The 17,037-nt window shown below is 58.0% G+C and carries 18 protein-coding genes and 1 pseudogene; 6 read left to right on the top strand and 13 right to left on the bottom strand.

Going from position 1 to position 17,037, the window contains the following annotated elements:
* Positions 1-97 precede the first annotated feature (97 nt).
* Positions 98-709, top strand: a complete 612-nt coding sequence (locus ACU688_RS12680; protein ID WP_017739397.1) for an FMN-dependent NADH-azoreductase — start codon at positions 98-100, stop codon at positions 707-709.
* Between the two features lie 211 nt (positions 710-920).
* Positions 921-1,958 (top strand): alpha/beta hydrolase family protein, encoded by a 1,038-nt coding sequence (locus tag ACU688_RS12685; RefSeq protein WP_448184977.1) that lies wholly within the window; start codon positions 921-923, stop codon positions 1,956-1,958.
* Here ACU688_RS12685 and ACU688_RS12690 read toward each other — a convergent pair.
* The 3 genes from ACU688_RS12690 to ACU688_RS12700 form a co-directional block, all read right to left on the bottom strand.
* Complete coding sequence (locus tag ACU688_RS12690) at positions 1,952-3,127, bottom strand: MFS transporter (RefSeq protein WP_448184978.1); 1,176 nt, start codon at positions 3,125-3,127, stop codon at positions 1,952-1,954. The two genes, ACU688_RS12685 and ACU688_RS12690, sit on opposite strands and share 7 nt — an antisense overlap.
* Before the next feature lie 146 nt (positions 3,128-3,273).
* Positions 3,274-4,860 carry an ABC-F family ATPase gene (locus ACU688_RS12695; protein ID WP_026137136.1) on the bottom strand — a complete coding sequence of 529 codons (1,587 nt, stop codon included), beginning with the start codon at positions 4,858-4,860 and terminating at the stop codon, positions 3,274-3,276.
* A gap of 20 nt (positions 4,861-4,880) precedes the next feature.
* Positions 4,881-6,074, bottom strand: coding sequence for a tyrosine-type recombinase/integrase (locus ACU688_RS12700; RefSeq protein WP_448184979.1), 1,194 nt, complete (start codon positions 6,072-6,074; stop codon positions 4,881-4,883).
* Between the two features lie 282 nt (positions 6,075-6,356).
* On the opposite strand from ACU688_RS12700, the gene ACU688_RS12705 reads away from it, so the two are divergent.
* Positions 6,357-6,578, top strand: a complete 222-nt coding sequence (locus ACU688_RS12705) for a hypothetical protein (protein WP_448184980.1) — start codon at positions 6,357-6,359, stop codon at positions 6,576-6,578.
* A gap of 569 nt (positions 6,579-7,147) precedes the next feature.
* Here the strand turns inward: ACU688_RS12705 and ACU688_RS12710 are convergent.
* The gene (locus tag ACU688_RS12710) at positions 7,148-8,194 is read right to left on the bottom strand and encodes a hypothetical protein (RefSeq protein ID WP_448184981.1); all 1,047 of its coding nucleotides are present in this window, start codon (positions 8,192-8,194) and stop codon (positions 7,148-7,150) included.
* Between the two features lie 81 nt (positions 8,195-8,275).
* On the opposite strand from ACU688_RS12710, the gene ACU688_RS12715 reads away from it, so the two are divergent.
* Positions 8,276-8,506, top strand: coding sequence for a hypothetical protein (locus ACU688_RS12715; protein ID WP_448184982.1), 231 nt, complete (start codon positions 8,276-8,278; stop codon positions 8,504-8,506).
* A 246-nt stretch (positions 8,507-8,752) separates the two neighbouring features.
* Here the strand turns inward: ACU688_RS12715 and ACU688_RS12720 are convergent.
* The 4 genes and pseudogenes from ACU688_RS12720 to ACU688_RS12735 all read right to left on the bottom strand — a co-directional run bounded on the left by ACU688_RS12720 (position 8,753) and on the right by ACU688_RS12735 (position 11,926).
* Positions 8,753-9,112 (bottom strand): annotated as a pseudogene (locus tag ACU688_RS12720) (DUF4406 domain-containing protein).
* Complete coding sequence (locus ACU688_RS12725; RefSeq protein WP_448184983.1) at positions 9,109-9,750, bottom strand: phiTE_072 family protein; 642 nt, start codon at positions 9,748-9,750, stop codon at positions 9,109-9,111. Before ACU688_RS12725 ends, ACU688_RS12720 begins: the two are co-directional and overlap by 4 nt.
* A gap of 289 nt (positions 9,751-10,039) precedes the next feature.
* Positions 10,040-11,512, bottom strand: a complete 1,473-nt coding sequence (locus tag ACU688_RS12730; RefSeq protein WP_448184984.1) for a DNA cytosine methyltransferase — start codon at positions 11,510-11,512, stop codon at positions 10,040-10,042.
* A gap of 24 nt (positions 11,513-11,536) precedes the next feature.
* Entirely contained in the window at positions 11,537-11,926 is a 390-nt protein-coding gene (locus tag ACU688_RS12735) for a hypothetical protein (RefSeq protein WP_448184985.1), read from the bottom strand.
* 96 nt (positions 11,927-12,022) lie between these two features.
* Here ACU688_RS12735 and ACU688_RS12740 point away from each other — a divergent pair, with 96 nt between their 5' ends.
* Together ACU688_RS12740 and ACU688_RS12745 are read left to right on the top strand one after the other, a co-directional pair.
* Positions 12,023-12,232, top strand: coding sequence for a hypothetical protein (locus ACU688_RS12740; RefSeq protein ID WP_448184986.1), 210 nt, complete (start codon positions 12,023-12,025; stop codon positions 12,230-12,232).
* Between the two features lie 153 nt (positions 12,233-12,385).
* Positions 12,386-13,201 carry a hypothetical protein gene (locus tag ACU688_RS12745; RefSeq protein WP_448184987.1) on the top strand — a complete coding sequence of 272 codons (816 nt, stop codon included), beginning with the start codon at positions 12,386-12,388 and terminating at the stop codon, positions 13,199-13,201.
* Between the two features lie 43 nt (positions 13,202-13,244).
* On the opposite strand, the gene ACU688_RS12750 is transcribed toward ACU688_RS12745, so the two are convergent.
* The 5 genes from ACU688_RS12750 to bet all read right to left on the bottom strand — a co-directional run bounded on the left by ACU688_RS12750 (position 13,245) and on the right by bet (position 16,925).
* Entirely contained in the window at positions 13,245-13,715 is a 471-nt protein-coding gene (locus ACU688_RS12750) for a hypothetical protein (protein WP_448184988.1), read from the bottom strand.
* Between the two features lie 81 nt (positions 13,716-13,796).
* Entirely contained in the window at positions 13,797-14,258 is a 462-nt protein-coding gene (locus ACU688_RS12755) for a hypothetical protein (RefSeq protein ID WP_448184989.1), read from the bottom strand.
* The gene (locus ACU688_RS12760; protein ID WP_401379773.1) at positions 14,255-14,497 is read right to left on the bottom strand and encodes a hypothetical protein; all 243 of its coding nucleotides are present in this window, start codon (positions 14,495-14,497) and stop codon (positions 14,255-14,257) included. The genes ACU688_RS12755 and ACU688_RS12760 overlap by 4 nt, the downstream gene beginning before the upstream one ends.
* On the bottom strand, positions 14,494-16,122 hold the full coding sequence (locus ACU688_RS12765) for a YqaJ viral recombinase family protein (protein WP_448184990.1): 1,629 nt from the start codon (positions 16,120-16,122) through the stop codon (positions 14,494-14,496). Before ACU688_RS12765 ends, ACU688_RS12760 begins: the two co-directional genes overlap by 4 nt.
* Positions 16,119-16,925: a phage recombination protein Bet gene (gene bet / locus ACU688_RS12770; protein WP_448185582.1), complete on the bottom strand. Its 807-nt coding sequence runs from the start codon at positions 16,923-16,925 to the stop codon at positions 16,119-16,121. The genes ACU688_RS12765 and bet overlap by 4 nt, the downstream gene beginning before the upstream one ends.
* Between the last annotated feature and the right edge of the window lie 112 nt (positions 16,926-17,037).

Consider the following 17,037-nt stretch of genomic DNA (forward strand, 5'->3'; position numbering starts at 1 on the left):
CAAACTATCGCATTTCAGCTGGCTTATCGGCTATTGGTTTCATGCGTAGCATCACCACCATCTGATCGCCACTGACGATCCTACTCGGAGCACTCACATGAAACTGTTGCACATCGATTCCAGCATCCTCGGCGACAACTCGGCATCCCGTCAGCTTACCGCTGGCGTGGTCAAGGCCTGGCAAGCGGCTGAGCCGGGTGTGGAAGTGACCTACCGCGACCTGGCGAGCGAAGGCATCAGCCACTTTTCCGGCCTGACTCTGGGCGCGCTGGGCACCGCCGCCGAACTGCGCGACGCGGTCCAACAGCACGAGGCGCAACTGAGTGCTTCGTCGTTGGCAGAATTCATCGCCGCGGACGCGGTGGTGATCGGCGCGCCGATGTACAACTTCTCGGTGCCGTCCCAACTCAAGGCCTGGATCGACCGCATCGCCGTCGCCGGCCAGACCTTCCGCTACACCGAAGCCGGCCCTGAAGGCCTGTGCGGTGGCAAGAAGCTGATCATCGTCTCCACCGCTGGCGGCCTGCACGCTGGCCAAGCCAGCAACGTCGGCCATGAAGACTACCTGAAGCTGGTGTTTGGCTTCCTCGGCATCACCGATATCGAGTTCGTCCGCGCCCAAGGCCTGGCCTACGGTGATGAAGTGCGCAACAAGTCGTTGAGCGACGCCAACGTAGTCATTAACGAACAATTGTTCGCTGCCGCGTAAGGGTTATGTAAAAGTTCGCTATTCCCCGTTTCATTCTGAAAACGGGCGCCTAAACTCTGTATTCTGCTCGCCTTCAACGCGATCGGAGTACGGAGTTTTTTCGTTTACCCGCTGTCTTTTTAATATGGCCCAGGTTATGCAAGCTCGGGTTCAACACCCTGGACGTTTAATTCGACATGTCGGTTCTCACGCAACAAAGGTGGACATCCCCATGATGCGTCTTTGTGCTGTTTTGGTTCTTTCCCTGCTCGGCGGCCTGGTTTCAGTGCACGCCGCACCGGCGCCGCACCCGCATTGGAGTGTGGGCTTTCATCGCATGACTTTTCTCGACCCGCTGGATTTGCAGCCGATGAAGGCCATCGCGTTCTACCCGTCCACCGATGTCGAGCACAGCACGCAGCTGGGCGCTTACCGCGTGGGCGCTGGCGAGGACGCCAAGGTTGCCATTGGCCGCTTTCCGATGTTGATGTTGTCCCACGGCAATACCGGCACGCCGCTGGCCCTGCATGACTTGGCCACCTCGCTGGCGCGCAAGGGTTTTGTGGTGGTGGCGGTGCTGCATCCTGGCGACAACTATAAGGACCACAGCCGCTTGGGCACGCTGAGCAATCTGTATGGGCGGCCGATCCAGATTTCCGAAGCGATTACCGCGACCCTGGGCGACCCCATGCTGTCGCCGTTCGTCAACATTGATCAAGTCGGTGTGATCGGCTACTCGGCCGGTGGCGAGACGGCGCTGATCCTCGCGGGCGCGAAGCCGGATTTCGACCGCCTGCGCCGCTATTGCCAGGAACGCCCTGAAGACCGCGACGCCTGCACCACCAAAGGCGAGTTGGTGATGGACCGCGATGACTTGCAACCGCAAGCCGACCCACGCATCCACGCACTGATGCTGATGGCACCGCTCAGCCTGATGTTTGGCCGCCAGACCCTGGCCGATGTGCACGTGCCGGTGCTGCTCTACAGCGGCGATGGCGACAAACTGGTGGCCGTGGACAAGAACGCCGCCGCCCTGGCGCGCAAACTGCCGGAACCGCCGGACTTCAAGCTGCTAGCCGGAGCGGGGCACTTTGTGTTCATGGCGCCGTGCGACAGCGACCAACTGCTGGCGATGCCGGCCATCTGTACCGATGCGGACGGTGTCGATCGCGAAGGCATTCATCGCAACCTGATTTCCGAGGCAGGGCGCTTTTTCACCCACACCTTGGGGCAATCCACCCGCGCCGGCTTGCAGACCGCTGATCAGTAAGCGCGGCGCTTGAGCAGCAGGGTCAAGCCCAGTGCGCCGACCGACAGGAGTGCGGCGCAGAAGAAGATCCAGCCGTAGCCGAGGTTCAAGGCGACAAACCCCATCAACGGCCCGGCAATCGCCAGGGCCAGGTCAAAAAACACCGCATAGGCACTCAGCCCGGCGCCACGGCTGCTGTTGGGCACCTGTTTGATCGCCTCCACGCCCAGCGCCGGGTACACCAACGACAGGCCAAAACCGGTCAAACCCGCGCCGATCAGGGCCACGCCAGTGCTCGGCGCCAGCCACAGCAGCGTCAGGCCCAGGGTCTCGATGGTCATGCAGGCAATCGCCGCACGAAAGCCGCCAAAGCGGCTGATGGCCGAGATAAAGATCAGGCGCGACACAATAAAGCACACGCCGAACACCGTCAGGCAATACGCCGCACCCGCCCAGCCACGGTTGAGGTAATACAGGGTGATAAAGGTCGTCAGCGTGCCGTAGCCGATCGAGGCCAGGCACAAACTGGCGCCAAACGGTGCGATGCGCCCGAACACCGCCCAGAACGGCAAGCGCTCGCCCCGCACCACCGGCACCGACGGTTTATTGCGGATCAGCAACAAACCCAACGCCGCCAGCACCGACAGCGCAATCCCCAGGCTGCTGTAGCCGTATTCGGCGACCATCACCACCCCCAACGGTGCGCCGATGGCGATGGCGCCGTAGGACGCGATGCCGTTCCAGGAGATCGAACGCGCCGTATGCTCGGCGCCGACCTGGCCCATGCACCAACTGATGGTGCCGACGCCGATCAAGCCCTGCGCCACGCCCAGCAACAGGCGCCCTGCGATCAAAATCCCCAGACTGATTGCGGGCATGCTTTCCATCAACGTCGCCAGTAGCGTCAACACGCCACTGAGCAGAATCCCGGCCAGCCCCAGCACAATCGCACGCTTGGTGCCGACGTTGTCCGACATGCGCCCGGCCATCGGACGACTGAGCAAAGTGGCCAGGTATTGCGAACCAATGGTGATCCCGGCCACCACCGCGCTGAACCCCAACTGCTCGTGCACATAACCCGGGATCACCGCAATCGGCAGGCCGATGCAGATAAAGGCAATAAAGGTGTAGAAGACGATGGAGACGATCTGCAAGGTGATCGACAGGGAGCTGGGGGCGGCGGCAGGCATGGGCACTCGTTCGCGGGCGGGCGGTGCGGCCATCATGGCAAGGGCGTGGAGGAAAAGAAAGCAGGCTATCTATTAATGATGACGTGCCATTAAATGCAAAAAGCCCCGTCACAGTGGACGGGGCTTTTGTGTGCAGCGGGCGGTGCTTAGAACACGACGCCTTGGCTACGCAGGTAGTCGTCATAGGTGCCGCTGAAGTCGATCACGCCGTCGGCGCTCAACTCGATGATGCGGGTGGCCAGGGACGATACGAACTCACGGTCGTGGCTGACGAAGATCAGCGTGCCCGGGTAGTTTTCCAGCGCCAGGTTCAGCGCCTCGATGGACTCCATGTCCAAGTGGTTGGTCGGTTCGTCCATGATCAGCACGTTTGGCTTTTGCAGGATCAGCTTGCCGAACAGCATGCGGCCTTGCTCACCACCGGAGATCACCTTGACCGACTTCTGGATGTCGTCGTTGGAGAACAGCATGCGACCCAGGGTGCCACGGATCATCTGTTCGCCCTGAGTCCACTGGCCCATCCAGTCGAACAGGGTCACGTCGTCTTCGAAGTCGTGGGCGTGGTCCTGAGCGTAGTAGCCCAGTTCCGCGGCGTCGGTCCACTTGATGCTACCGGCGTCCGGCGTCAGCTCGCTGACCAGGGTGCGCAGCAGGGTGGTCTTGCCGATACCGTTCGGGCCGATGATCGCCACGCGCTCGCCGGCTTCAACCTGGAAGCTGAAATCCTTGAACAGCGGCTTGCCATCGAAGCCTTTGGCCATTTTTTCGACCATGACTGCCTGACGGTGCAGCTTTTTGGTCTGCTCGAAACGGATGAACGGGCTCACACGGCTCGAAGGCTTGACCTCGGCCAGCTGGATCTTGTCGATTGCCTTGGCACGGGAAGTGGCCTGCTTGGCTTTCGAGGCGTTGGCCGAGAAGCGGCTGACGAAGGATTGCAGCTCGGTGATCTGCGCCTTCTTCTTGGCGTTGTCCGACAGCAGTTGCTCACGGGACTGGGTCGCCACGGTCATGTACTCGTCGTAGTTGCCCGGGAACAGGCGCAGCTCGCCGTAGTCCAGGTCAGCCATGTGGGTGCACACGCTGTTCAGGAAGTGACGGTCGTGAGAGATGATGATCATCAGGCTGGAGCGCTGGGTCAGGATATTTTCCAGCCAGCGGATGGTGTTGATGTCCAAGTGGTTGGTCGGCTCGTCGAGCAACAGCACTTCAGGATCAGAGAACAGCGCCTGGGCCAGCAATACACGCAGTTTCCAGCCCGGGGACACTTCGCTCATCGGGCCGAAGTGTTGCTCCAACGGAATACCCAGGCCCAACAGCAACTCACCCGCACGGGACTCGGCGGTGTAGCCGTCCATCTCGGCGAACTCGGTTTCCAGCTCGGCCACGGCCATGCCGTCTTCTTCGCTCATTTCCGGCAGCGAATAGATACGGTCGCGCTCGGCCTTGACCTTCCACAACTCCTCGTGACCCATGATCACGGTGTCGAGCACGGTGAATTCTTCATAGGCGAACTGGTCCTGGCGCAGCTTACCCAGACGCACATTCGGCTCCAGCATGACCTGGCCGCCAGACGGATCGAGGTCACCGCCGAGGATTTTCATGAAGGTCGACTTGCCGCAACCGTTGGCACCGATCAAACCATAACGGTTGCCAGCGCCGAACTTGACCGAGACGTTCTCGAAGAGCGGCTTGGCGCCGAACTGCATGGTGATGTTAGCTGTGGAGATCAATTACTTTACCTATCAATAGCTTAGGGTGCGCTTATTTGAACTGGGACCAATTTGGGACCAATCTGGAGCTTTTGCATTTCGCTCCAGTCCGAGCTTGAGTTGATCCAACGCGCATAAGTCGAGAGCAGCATCTGCACACTATGGCCGAGCTGCTGGGAGATGAAGGCGGGGTTCATGCCAGACATAATGCATATTGTCGCATAGGTGTGACGACAGTTGTATGGCGGGCGACGACGGATATTCAGAGCCTTCAGGGTCGGAATCCACTGCTTGTGCAGGTCAGATGTCTGTTTCACGTACTCCGAGTTCTTTGACGGCGGGAAAATGAAAGGCGTTTCCAACACCTTCCCTTTACCTTTTTTCCGACGCTCTGCGTATTCCCTCGCGAATTTCAGCGCATGCATGGCGCGTTCATTCAGCAAAACAAAGCGGTCTCCACCCGTTTTCGTTCGCTCTACCACTTCCCCCAGGGCGATCCCACGACAGACGTGGGCCGTCCTTTTCTCTTCGTCTACCGCATCCCAGCGCATTGCCAGGGCCTCGGAAAGGCGCATTCCTGTAAAAAACACAAACTCAAAAAATGCCGCATAGATCGTGCTGGGCCAGTGGTCGTGATCGTACATCTTGGCGATGATCAGGTTTGCCTCTTCCAAAGTGAACGGGTCAATTTCCTTCTTGCTGCGCCTGGGTAACTCCAGGATCGCCGCGGGGTTCTTCGGGATAAGCTCTTCGGACATTGCCGAGTTCAGGATGGTCGACAGCTTTGAGATCGCGTTGCGCTTTACCCCGGGGGACTTCCACTCACTGGCTGCCATCACCCGGCGGAGCAGCGTAGTGGTGATCAGGTCGATTCGCACCAGGGCCAGGCCGGGCATCCAGTACCGGTTCAGTGCGCCCTTGTAGTTCGCCTTCGTTCCACCGACCACCTCACGACTGTCTAGCCAGAGCTGGGCATACTCGCCGAAGTTGATCTTCCCCCCAGCGACGTTGCTGGAACTGGGGAAAAGCTCGGCGTACTTATCGTCGTCGAGCAGCCCCAGCTTAATCAGGCCTTTTACTTGATCAACAACCTGTGAGGCAGACTTGATTCCTTTCTGTGTCGGGGGATAGGGGAGCGTTTCACTGCGCCGGATGCCGTTCCACATAAATCGGATGCGGATCGATCCGTGGTGGAGGTCCATTCCTGCGGGCAAACCCATTGGCTTTCGAGCCATTCGTAGTATCTCCTGATGCTGTACAAAACACGGCTGTCTTGTTTGTTCCAGACACCGAGGGGGATTTGGTTGCGGGCGCGTTTGGAGCGCAGGGCGGCGAGGGTGGTGCCGAGGATTTGGGCCATTTGGGCTTCGGGGACTTTGTCGCCGGTGATGCCGTCGTTTTGTTGTTCGGCTGCTGACATTGGGTGTCCTGGCCGCGCGGGGCGGCGGATGGTGGGTAATGAGTAGTTGCGTTTGGTCTACAGTTGATCGAGACGTTACTCGGCGGGGAGAAAATGGATGTTCGACAAATATCCCGAGCAAAAGCAGGCCCGAAAGTGGGTAGGAGCGTTTGGTGTTGCGCTCTTGGTGTTGGGTGTTTTTTTGATTGTCATCGATGGAACGGGGGGTGGGCTTAGTATCGTTATGGGGAGCGGTCTGGTGTTGTTGGTGTTGCTGGCGAATGAAAAACAGTTTGCGAAGACGATACGGGTGTTGGGCTGGTTTGATGTGCTTTCCTGAGTGGAAGGCCTCGCCTATCGCTCACTGGCTGGCGTTTAAGGGATTGGCGGTAGGGAGGCGTGCTGCCGAACTTGCTGGCCCCCTTCACCAGTTTTGAGGTACGAAGTAGGAGCGGGGCTCCACTTGTGATAGTTTTTTAGCGTTCGCCCTGCCAGAACTTAATTGCAGCCTTACCGGGGGACTTGCATCTGGTTTGGGCGAACACTTTTCAGTTCTACGCTTTTATCCAATCGATAAATGGCTATTGAAAATGTTTCTTGTCTGAGTAGTCTTTTCCGTGCCCACCCAGCAGTAGAGGCTCTTTACCGGTCTATGGATGGCGAGGCTAATCCTGCTGGGTGGGCACCTGCCTGTTGTTCATCGGTGGCATGTTGTGGGATTGGAGTTAGGCTTTTTTGGTGCGAACGAAGTGCTGGCATTGGCATTGCTTATCTTCGCAGTGCAGTTCGCCAGCCCAGGTTGGGAATTGATCGCCCTCGTAACGCTCAATGCGAGAGTGAATTAGCCCGGTGCGCTTCACGTCTTTGACGAAGCGAGCCAGGTCCTTTGATTTGTTGTCAAGTTCCGGGCTATCCCAGCGGCTCATTATCAGAAGGCCGCAATTTGTCTTTCCGTGGTCCATCCAGCCCAGACTCTTCGGTGCATCCTTCATGGCCTTGGCCCCTTGTTGACGAGCTCGTAGGCGAACCAGAGGGTGGCGATCTTGGTGTCACCCGCTTGAACTCGACGACCCAGACCCACGGGTTCATGTCCCAGGCACCGCCGACGCTCTGCCACAGATTCGCGAACGCCCACGTCGCGGTACCCAAGCACTCATTCGAACTGGACGTCTTATCCCACATCCATCCATTTCGCTGCGGGTGATGCGCTTCGGGCGCCGGGCAGTCACCGACTTCAGTCCAGCCACTGCCAGTATGCCCGCACTTGCGGCCGTAGTCGGTGAAGAAGCAACCCTCGGCCTTGGCCTGGCCCTCGCTGATGTCCTGCAGCCGCTCTACGCGCACGCCGGTTATCTCCAGCAGGATGCGGCTGTCGCGGCGGCGCATGTGGATGCTGGGCTTCCATGGGCCGCCGTAGTCGGTGCGGTTGTCGCATTCGCGGTAGACAACCCAGCGTTCGCCAGGCGCCTGGGCTACGTTGATCTCCGCCCAGGCCTCGCGAACCCACAACCGGTCGCCGCGTCGCCCATATGGGCACCCACCGTACATGGCGAGTTCGGCGGCGCATTCCTGCTCGGTCGCGCCAAACGCAGCGAATCCCCAGCGCGGATGGTCTTGAACAACGGCAATCCATTGATGTTCCTGGGAATCGGATTTGCTACGGCTCGGGATCTGATTGCCTTTGACCAGGCGGCGCGTGACGGTCTTTTGTCCGGAAAGAATCGCGCGAACCATTGCACCGCTGAAAAGAATGGGCCGCTCTTTATGGAAAGGTTCCGGCGCCGGCCGCGGCTTGGCCATCTTCGCCTGGCACCGTTTGCAGCTGACAAATTCGCGCTTGTGGGTGCCATCCCACGGCACCTCTGAATCTTCGTTAAGCCCGCAGGCGGAGAGTGCCCAGCGCTCGTTATCTTGGGTGCAACCTGAGTCAATGATCAGGTGGTTTTTTCTGGCCACGGGTCGTCCTTGCCGCTATAGCGGCTACCAAATTCATAGAAGGGAGAGGTATGGTTGCCAGCTCAGATAAGGAGGTGCGATGTGGTCGTACACGGAGTTGAATACGAGTTTTTTACAGCTTCACACGTTACAAAGGGGCATGACGGCTTGGGGGTTGAGTGCTGGCGCGGCAACGATATGGTGTTTGAGATATTCAGGAATGACGAAACTCTGCGTTTTGAGGTGACCCTGTTCGAGCAGGATGTCCCTTTAGAGTTGCTTGAGTACGCCATCCCAACCGCTCGCGAAAGCTTGGGTGAGTTCGCGCCGTAGAACCTCTCCTTGCCGCTATAGCGGCTGACTATGAAGGGGGAGGGGTTTTATTTGAAAACGATCCTGGACGATATCGAAAGCTGTGCTAGAAATGACATGTCGCGCATGCATTTCAGATATTCGTTGTTGAGGTGCATTGTCGGCTGGCGCTCTATCAAGCCATTGGAGCGCGCCCTTCATGCTGTGGGCAGTGATTCAGTGGACCGAAGTAGTTAGCTACGAGTTAAACAACTCCCTTCCTTTGGGCTAGTAACTCAACGCCTTGGTCCACTGGTCACATCCTTGCCCATTCGTCCACGCAGTCTCCCTCGCTACCAGATCATGTGCATTCACTACCGTCATGCCGAGGCGTTCGGCGATCAGGACTTCCAGGCGTGCACCCTTTGAATGCTCCCAGCCGGGCAGTGTGGCCACGGTGTTGCACTCCATCAGGGCCACGATGTCGTGGTGCATGCAGTCGTTCTAGGCGCAGCCGTCGCGGTTGATCTCAGCGGGGTTGGTTACGGGGTGGCCGACGGACTGCAGGCTGGTTGTCATTGTGTGGAAGGCAGCGAAGTTGAGGCTGGGCAGGCCGGTCATGGGGCCGCTGAGGTAGATGTGCTTCATGCGGCCTCCTGCTTCTGTTCTTGGCGCAGGGCCTGCTGTACCGCCTCGACAACCCGCCGCAGGTACGTGTACTTGTGGTTTTCTTCTACTGCCTTGCCGTCGAGCGGGTAATGCCATTCCTCACCGAATAGCTCGGTCAACAATCTGCTCTGGTGCCAGCATTCGTTCGGGCTCTCGATACTGCGCAATGAGTCGATGTCGTGCCAAAGCTCGCGCGCCTCATCCTTGCTCAGTTCGCCCGGCTCCCAGTCGTGTCGCCCAGTCTGTTGCCGGCGGCGCTGGACGATGCACTTCTTGGCTAGGGTGTGCAGCGCGTCTCCGCTGAATACGGTTGATCTGATCCCGCGATCCAGGCAATTCAGCACATAGTCCCAACCGCAGTGCGTGACGAACTCGGCAACGGTGCGCGGGCCCATGCCGCCCCAGTACGCATTCCAGCTGTTGTCCCAGCAGTTGATGGTGATCTTGCCCTGGGCTGTTTGGTAATTCGGGTCGGATTCGGTCGGGCAATCACGTCGGCCGAAGTCCTCGAGGAATACGGTGATCTGGTCCAGCCGCGGCGCGCCGGTGATGACCAGCTTTGTGACTGTCGATCGCTCCACTTGCAGCGGCGCGGCGGTTGGGTTTTCTGTAGACATGGCGAGCTCTCCAAGCTAAAAACGGATAGAATTAAAAAAAAGCAAAGGGATTTGATTTGATATGAAATGTTATGTCTGTGAAAAAGATGCTTTAGAGGAACGAACTACCAAAGACTATTTGGTTATCGACTGCCAATACTGTGGCAGATATAAAATCTCCAAAATATTGATCGATTTGATGCAGGGTCGCAAATTTCCTATGCATGAAATGCGGAAATTATTGGATGAGCGTAGAAAGGAACTTGCATCAACTGTGCCCGAGCCAATTATTGAAACTTGGGACGAAGATTTACTGGAGTAATTGACGAATAATTCTATCGCCGATCCAACGAACCACAGAAACGGCCTTGCTGTTGCCGATCGCCTTATAGCGGGGGCCGTCTGGGCATTCGCTGGCAGGCTTGCCGCGCCAGGGGATCTGCGTGTAATCGTCGGCCATGCCCTGGAGGCGCTCGCATTCGACAGGCGCCAGGCGGCGAACTCCTGACGCGGCCGGGGTGATTGGCTGGCCGCGTCCCGTGCCGTCCTCGCTTCCGTCGAAATCTTCAGCGTGTGAGATATCGCCAGTGATGCACACGGCAACCTGGCCACCTGCGTTGGCGTGGCTGCCTGAGTGATTCATGGCGCGAAGGGTAGGGGAAATCTCCCCAGCATCAGCGCCGTGGTCCTTGCAGGAGAAAGATATCACTGCATTCTCCTGGCCGTTGTTCCGCCCCAGGGCAAAGGCCAGTTTGTCGCTAACGCCTGGGTCTTGTGTGCCATGTACCACCAGAAGACCTGATTCGGCATCCTGTTGGGTCGCGCTGCCAGCAGCCTTGCCGCCGGCCTGAAGCGTGCCCGCCACGACCAATAGGCTTTCTCTGCTCTCATGGTCGCCGTATGAGTTGGTTGTAAGCGGTGCGGATACAACGAATGTCTCGGTCTCAGCGTCCATCCGAGTTCCGCCAGGGTGTGCGCTGAGAGCAGTTGCTACCTCGGTCTGTTTACAGTTTGCGCCGCCTCCAAATGCTGTTGATTGGAGGTGACCAGCTAAGGCGTGATCAACGTCGCTGCCGCCGTCAGTGCTTCTAAGAGTGCCGGCGGTAGAGTCCGCTTTCTCGCCTCGGCGCGGCGGAGTATCCCGGCGCACGCTTTCGCGCTCAAAAAGTACCTCGGCGGGATCGAACCCGTCACGAGCACTTGCGACAACGAACACACGACGGCGTCGTTGGGCCAGGCCGAAATATTGGGCGTCCAGGACCCGCCACGCGATTGTTCTTTTGGATCCATACACACAACCAGCGTCCTGCCATTTTTTCCCTGGAGGCTGCAGCTCGCAGTCTTCCCCAGCAAGCGCGCCAAGAAAGCATCCGAAGGCGTTCCCTTTGTCGCTGAGGACGCCGGGGACGTTCTCCCAGACGATGACGCTGGCGGGTTTTCCGTTGATGGCTCGAACATAGTCAACTGCATCTGCAAGCTCCACGTATTTGATGGTAAGGGCGCCGCGCGGGTCGGTGAGGCCTTCCCGCATACCGGCAACCGAAAAAGCCTGGCACGGGGTGCCGCCAACCAGCACTTCAGGCGCCGGGATCTTGTCGGCCAGCACCAAGGCGGCCAGCTTCGTCATGTCGCCGTGGTTCGGCACGTTGGCGTAGTGGTGGGCCAGAACCGCCGAGGGGAACGGCTCAATCTCGGCAAACCAGGCGGCGCGCATGCCCAGCGGGTGCCACGCTTGTGTTGCAGCCTCGATGCCTGAGCAAACCGAGCCGTAGGTGATGGTCATGGTTGTTCTCGCTGTAAGAGTGGGTTACGCGGCCTGGTCTTGTTGCTTCGGCGGCCATTCCGAAAACCCAACGCGTGGCGCCTTCGTCTTCGGGTTGATGATCGGCTTGCCTTTGGCATCCACTAGCAGGGCCTTGGCCCGGATTCGCATGTCACGGCACCTCAGCGTCTTGCGGGCCAGCTCAATGAACTGCTCGGCGTACTGCGGAGCGTCGAAGAGCGGCGAGAGCTGGCGGACCGTACCCCCCCCCATAATCTTCTCGGTGCGCTTGGCAACCAGTTCCAGCCATTCAGCCTCCGGGATCGGCTCGACGCCGCCAGGTGCCTTTGGGTTCTTCCGGGTGCCTGCCGTCTTCTTGCGGGCCTCGGTCTTGGCGACATCGAGGGTCATTCCAAACACTGCAAAGGTGCTCATGGGTTATCTCCAGGCGTGCGCCTGCCTCGCCGGCTGGCGTGAAGTTGATTTGTGGGCTATTGGTTTCTGTCTAGCTCATCCTGGCAGGAGGCCGACATGAGACTACAAAGCGATATCTATGCACTCGCAGCAATCGAGGAAGACGCCTTGGTGATGCTTAAGTGGATTGGCCTTCCAGACGACGAGAAGAAACTGGAGATCGTCATTTGTTTGCGGCAGATAATTGATCTGGCGACTTACAGGAAGGAGATCGAAGATCATTCGGAGTCGCTCGCGGGGCAGGGCGAGGCTGGCTTGATTCGTTGATATGGGGTATTACGGGTTACCGGCATGGGCCGGATCAAGAAAACATATATGACAAATCAACCGCAGATGTATGCAGCCGAGCAGTTGCTCATCTCCTTACCGTAAACTTAGCCTTAGCAAGAATATCGCGATCACAGAAATGGGGACTTACCGGTGTTAAAATCGTTTTGCGATGAATCTAAGAGATTTTTTAACAGAAATTATTTGAGTTTTGGTGTGGTCTCTGCAGTATTGGTGATCGCTTTAACTTGTTATAACTATTTTTCAAGTTTTTCAGCGGTAAAATCTAGCGATCAAGCAATATGGGGTCAGTTTGGCGATTATTTTGGCGGGGTATTAAATCCGCTTTTATCATTTATGGCGTTAGTTGGGTTGCTGTTTAATTTGCGGTCCCAGCAAGAAGAAAGCAAGAAAGCATCTCTGCGTCACGATCAGGAAACTTTTGATACTCGTATTTTCCAGCTTCTGGCATTAAGTCACTCTTCGGTTTCGTCAATAAAATATTTGTGGAAGGAAAATGGTATTACAAAAATGGAGTACGAAGGTCACCGTGGTGTAGCGTTTGCCCTAAATAGGCTTTTGGGGGATTTTCTTTACAACGTCTCTCCAGGGAAGCCAGAAGAGATGTACAAAGCATTGAAGCCGGAATTTGACAATTGGAAAAATAGTTACTGGTCTGCAGTGGCAAGCTATATGGAGTCGATGCTTTTTCTAATCTCATACGTAGTTGAAAGTGGAAAAGACGCAAAGTCCACAGAGTTCGCTATGAAGGCGGTATTTGCTCAAATGTCAGCCGATGAGAAGTTGTTGATGTTTTATGTAATGATATTCTCGCCTCAGCAAAAAATACTTCTCTCTGGTTTGTTGGCAACAGAGTTTCTTGCCGGGGCCTCTCCGGATATCTTTCAGCAATATAGGCCGACCCTTCTGCAGTGCGCGGTATTAGAGCGACTTGACCCAGCCAAGTAGTCTTGAGAAGCTTTTTGTCATCGGATAGATTTTTATGATTTTCTCATTCGACCTCAATCTGGAGCGACTCTGCGAAACCCGCTTGCCGTAATTTTCGCGCTACGTTTTCGGATATCTCAAAAACGTGGCGCTTAATTTCGAAGAGAGGCGCTGACTTTTCAGCACCCAATGAATGGGCGTACGCGACCAGTCGCCAGATGGTCGTCCGGTCTTTCGTCTCGACCAGTTCGGCGGTTAGCGCTGCCAACCGGTCACGCATTCCCTGTCTGAAGTAGTGGCGGATGATGTCGGACGCCCCTTTGATCTTCGGCGGCGCCGGCGGCAGATCCTCGGCCAGACCATTCAGCACCAAGAGTTGCACCGCCTCGCTGACTTCCTCGATTTCATGCCAGCGCATCAGCTCGTCGAGCATCTGCCGGGTGCCGTACGGGACCGTGTGCCGCAATTCCTGCTCGCCCAGCTCCTGCCGTTTCTCGGCAAGCCTGGCTGTGCGTTCCTTCTGTTCGGCTGCCATGGCCTACCTCTTCTATTCCGCTGGCCGGCAGTGCGAGCCAGGTTGGCCGGCGTCTTGCGCTGACCTGTTTGTGGATTCGCTTCATGCTGCGACCTTCTGTTGATTCCAGGCGCCGACCGCTTCGAAGATCCGTGCGGCGTGCGCCTCGTCGAGCGACATCACCTCGGGAATGGCGATCCAGCCTGACGCCACCATCTGGCTTTGATTGGCCGAATCGCGCAGCTCCTTGTACCAATGCTCGATCACGTCTTCCAGGTGGTCGGAGAGGTAGACGCCTTCGGGCGCAACCTCCATCGACTTGCTGTACCGGTCGCCGTGGGCGTCGATGCAAAGCGCGCTGAGATAGATCGTCCACCGGTGGGAGATTCCGCATACGGCCTGGCCGATCTTCCCGGCCGCAATGTTCCTCAACGACTTGTAATTGATCATGCCTTGGCGGCCACTGGGGTCGATGTTGACCACCGCGACGTGGTTGGCGGCCAGCAGCGAGCGGCACGACCGGGCAATGCGCGCCTGCAGGTTATGCGGTTTGCGCTTGCTCATAATGCCTCCGCGAGTTTGCGTAGCGCTTCACGCTCGGCTCGGGTGATGGGCGGCTTGCGGCGCTTGAGGATGGTTGCCGGGTCGATGAATTCCGAACGCTTCGCCGGGGCTGGATTGATCGCCGGGCTCTTGCCGATTGTGAGCTTTCCGCCTGCGGCCAGGTGCTGATGTACCTGGCTGGAGAGCTCCAGCGCTTTCTCGCGCCGGAACTCGATATCAGATCTGAGGTTGCTGATCATGCTGCCGCCTTGGTCAGCGTCACCCCAGCCATGCTGAAGGTTGATCCCTGCTCTGCGACCATCGCGTCGAGCGCTTCCCAGTTGACCAGGAGGACGGTGATCGGCGCCTGACCATATGCCACCGCTTTTATCAGTGCCCCGAAGTCCGTCACGTTGGCCTGCAGCACTACCTGCTCGACCACGTGGCTCGTTACTGGCTTTGTAGCCTGGGCGACGGGTGCCGCTGTTTGAACTAGCGTGGCGTGGACAGGCTCGGGTGTCGCCACTTTCTCCACGACTGGCTCAGGCTTTATGGCTGCCAGTCGCAGGGCTTCCTGCTCTTCGGCGACGCGCTTCGCGTCGGCCTTTGCCTGCTCCGCCTTCTGGTGTTCGGAGATGCGGAATTTGATCAGTGTTACCAGATCATCGTTGGCCTTGGTCACCAACTGCTGCACGTCGCTGAACAGGAAGGCATGATCAACGGCGAGCTCTGCCAGACTAGTCAGGTTTAAGCGGATGCCGTCGGCTGCCTGGCTTGCATCGATCTTCGCCCGGGCGAGTTCGGTATCTACTGCGTCCTGGAGGCTGGCGATGGTGCGCTTGTTCTTCATGGCGCCGGCGAAGTCCGAAACGACATGAGGCAGCGTGACTTGGCCCAGCGTCTTGTTGATGGCGGCAATGTGATCTGCCAGTGCCAGCTCGGCTTTCTGCTTGATGTTGGTCTTCACCAGCAGCTCTTGAGCCTTCACTAGCTTGTCGACCTTCAGGCGGGTCTCGCGGGCATGGGCGCTGATGCGATCCAGCGACGAAAACAGCTCGTCGATGCTTTGGTTCTGCGACAGGGCCTGTTTCTTGGCGGCTGCGACAGCCTCTTCAACATCACCGCACCACTTGACTGCCTTTTTCGCGTCGGCGAAGTCCTGGTCGGTGGAGAGGGTGGTTTTCACCGAGTCGATCACGGCCAGGGCCGAGTCTTCAAACACCTTCAGGTTGCTGGCGGTAACCATGCCGGTCAGCTCGATTCGCAGGGCTGGCAGCTCGTCAGGTGCCTTGCCGACTACGATTGAAGGAGCGTCGGCCATTTCGAAGTTGGCCAGGTCTGCCTCGAACTGCTTCCATCCTTCGATCAACTGAGCCGCGCGGCCGCCGACGGGCCGGTACTCCATGTGCACGAAGTTCTCCGGCGTGCCGTCCGAGCAAACAAAGATCACCCGCTCAGCGCCGCTGACCAAGAGTTGCTGCTCAAGCTGCCAGTAGTAGTGCGGAGCCAGGTCGCCGGCGTTCACCTGGGCCACGACCGACTCACTCCACAGCTTGTGCTCGAACAGTGTCTCGCCGAGCATCGTGGCGCCATCCATGGAGGCGAGCAGGTTGCCCTCGGTAGCAACGATCGGATACAGCTCTTCACCGATTAACGCCTCGGCCAGTGGGCGGGCCAGGGCTTCAGTGGCGTGGCCTTTGTCGAAGATGAACTGCTGAGACGGCGTGACATCGGGCGTGATGCCGGTTTTTTTGGCTGCGAGCAGATCGGTGCGGGTCTGGTACTTCGATGCTCCCATCATTGCCGGGGCTTCTGAGGCGGTGCGGAACTTGGCGCGAAGGGCAAGCCACTCGGCGGAGCCTTGAGCTACGTTGTGAATTTTCATGCTGCGTCTCCATCGAGGGCTTTGAGGTTGGTGATGGTTTCGATCTGGTCATCGCGCAATGAGTACTTGCTGATGACGTTGGCAATTATGTGCTCTGGACTGGTGCGGCCCGCGTCGATCAGCGGCTGCCACTTTTCGATGTTTTCGGCCAGCAGTTCGTCGGGATAGGAAGGCTTGGCGTCTGGTTCTGGTGGGGCTTGGCGTGCTGGTGAGATGTCTTTGGCGACTTCCTCGAATATCTTGCCCTCCATCTCGTCAGCCGTTGGCGCAGAACCTACCTCAGGGAACGCTTTACGCAGGGCCTGCGCCTCGGCGCACTTGGCGAGTTGGGCGAATGCTCGGCGCTTCCACATGGCGTTGGGCGCTGCGGTGTCCTTGCTCGACGTTGCGTAGTTTTCAAGCCAGCGCTCGTTGGCCGTGTATTCGGCAACCAGGCCGTTGCTCATCTGCCGCTTTACCGTCACGCGGCACCATTCGGGGTAGGTGACTTCTACACCGCTCAACTTCGCTGTCACTGGAGGGCCATATTCAGGCTCGCTGATTCCGGCGTATTGGCCGGTGCGCGCAGCCTGGATGCGGTAAAGGCCGATGCCCGGCATCACCGTGTCCTGCATCTTTTTCGTCTTCGAGTTCCAGATCGGGACGATGTGCACCGGCTTCAACATTGGGTCCAGGTGCGCGGCCTGGCAGTAAGCCAACACCATCACTACAGAGTTCTTTTCGGCGCCGGGGTAGAGGCTGCTGCTCAGCACTTCAACGAGCGCGGCCTCCGACATCGCAGGCGTGTTGTCGTCCTGCTTCATTACTGCGGACATGGGGATTCCTTGCCGCGATGCTCGCAGCGATGAAAGGGGTAGGGGAAATAAGAGTTGATAAGCGTTATCATTCGCATCTAAGATACGTAATAACGTATCA

It is taken from the genome of Pseudomonas acericola (SeqCode) (assembly GCF_053456465.1).

What these genes read in the sequence shown, in the direction of transcription:
- ACU688_RS12680 (WP_017739397.1), top strand. Translation starts at nt 98, where the DNA reads ATGAAACTGTTGCACATCGATTCCAGCATCCTCGGCGACAACTCGGCA.
- ACU688_RS12685 (WP_448184977.1), top strand. Translation starts at nt 921, where the DNA reads ATGATGCGTCTTTGTGCTGTTTTGGTTCTTTCCCTGCTCGGCGGCCTG.
- ACU688_RS12690 (WP_448184978.1), bottom strand. Translation starts at nt 3,127, where the DNA reads ATGCCTGCCGCCGCCCCCAGCTCCCTGTCGATCACCTTGCAGATCGTC.
- ACU688_RS12700 (WP_448184979.1), bottom strand. Translation starts at nt 6,074, where the DNA reads ATGGCTCGAAAGCCAATGGGTTTGCCCGCAGGAATGGACCTCCACCAC.
- ACU688_RS12705 (WP_448184980.1), top strand. Translation starts at nt 6,357, where the DNA reads ATGTTCGACAAATATCCCGAGCAAAAGCAGGCCCGAAAGTGGGTAGGA.
- ACU688_RS12725 (WP_448184983.1), bottom strand. Translation starts at nt 9,750, where the DNA reads ATGTCTACAGAAAACCCAACCGCCGCGCCGCTGCAAGTGGAGCGATCG.
- ACU688_RS12730 (WP_448184984.1), bottom strand. Translation starts at nt 11,512, where the DNA reads ATGACCATCACCTACGGCTCGGTTTGCTCAGGCATCGAGGCTGCAACA.
- ACU688_RS12735 (WP_448184985.1), bottom strand. Translation starts at nt 11,926, where the DNA reads ATGAGCACCTTTGCAGTGTTTGGAATGACCCTCGATGTCGCCAAGACC.
- ACU688_RS12740 (WP_448184986.1), top strand. Translation starts at nt 12,023, where the DNA reads ATGAGACTACAAAGCGATATCTATGCACTCGCAGCAATCGAGGAAGAC.
- ACU688_RS12750 (WP_448184988.1), bottom strand. Translation starts at nt 13,715, where the DNA reads ATGGCAGCCGAACAGAAGGAACGCACAGCCAGGCTTGCCGAGAAACGG.
- ACU688_RS12755 (WP_448184989.1), bottom strand. Translation starts at nt 14,258, where the DNA reads ATGAGCAAGCGCAAACCGCATAACCTGCAGGCGCGCATTGCCCGGTCG.
- ACU688_RS12760 (WP_401379773.1), bottom strand. Translation starts at nt 14,497, where the DNA reads ATGATCAGCAACCTCAGATCTGATATCGAGTTCCGGCGCGAGAAAGCG.
- ACU688_RS12765 (WP_448184990.1), bottom strand. Translation starts at nt 16,122, where the DNA reads ATGAAAATTCACAACGTAGCTCAAGGCTCCGCCGAGTGGCTTGCCCTT.
- bet (WP_448185582.1), bottom strand. Translation starts at nt 16,925, where the DNA reads ATGAAGCAGGACGACAACACGCCTGCGATGTCGGAGGCCGCGCTCGTT.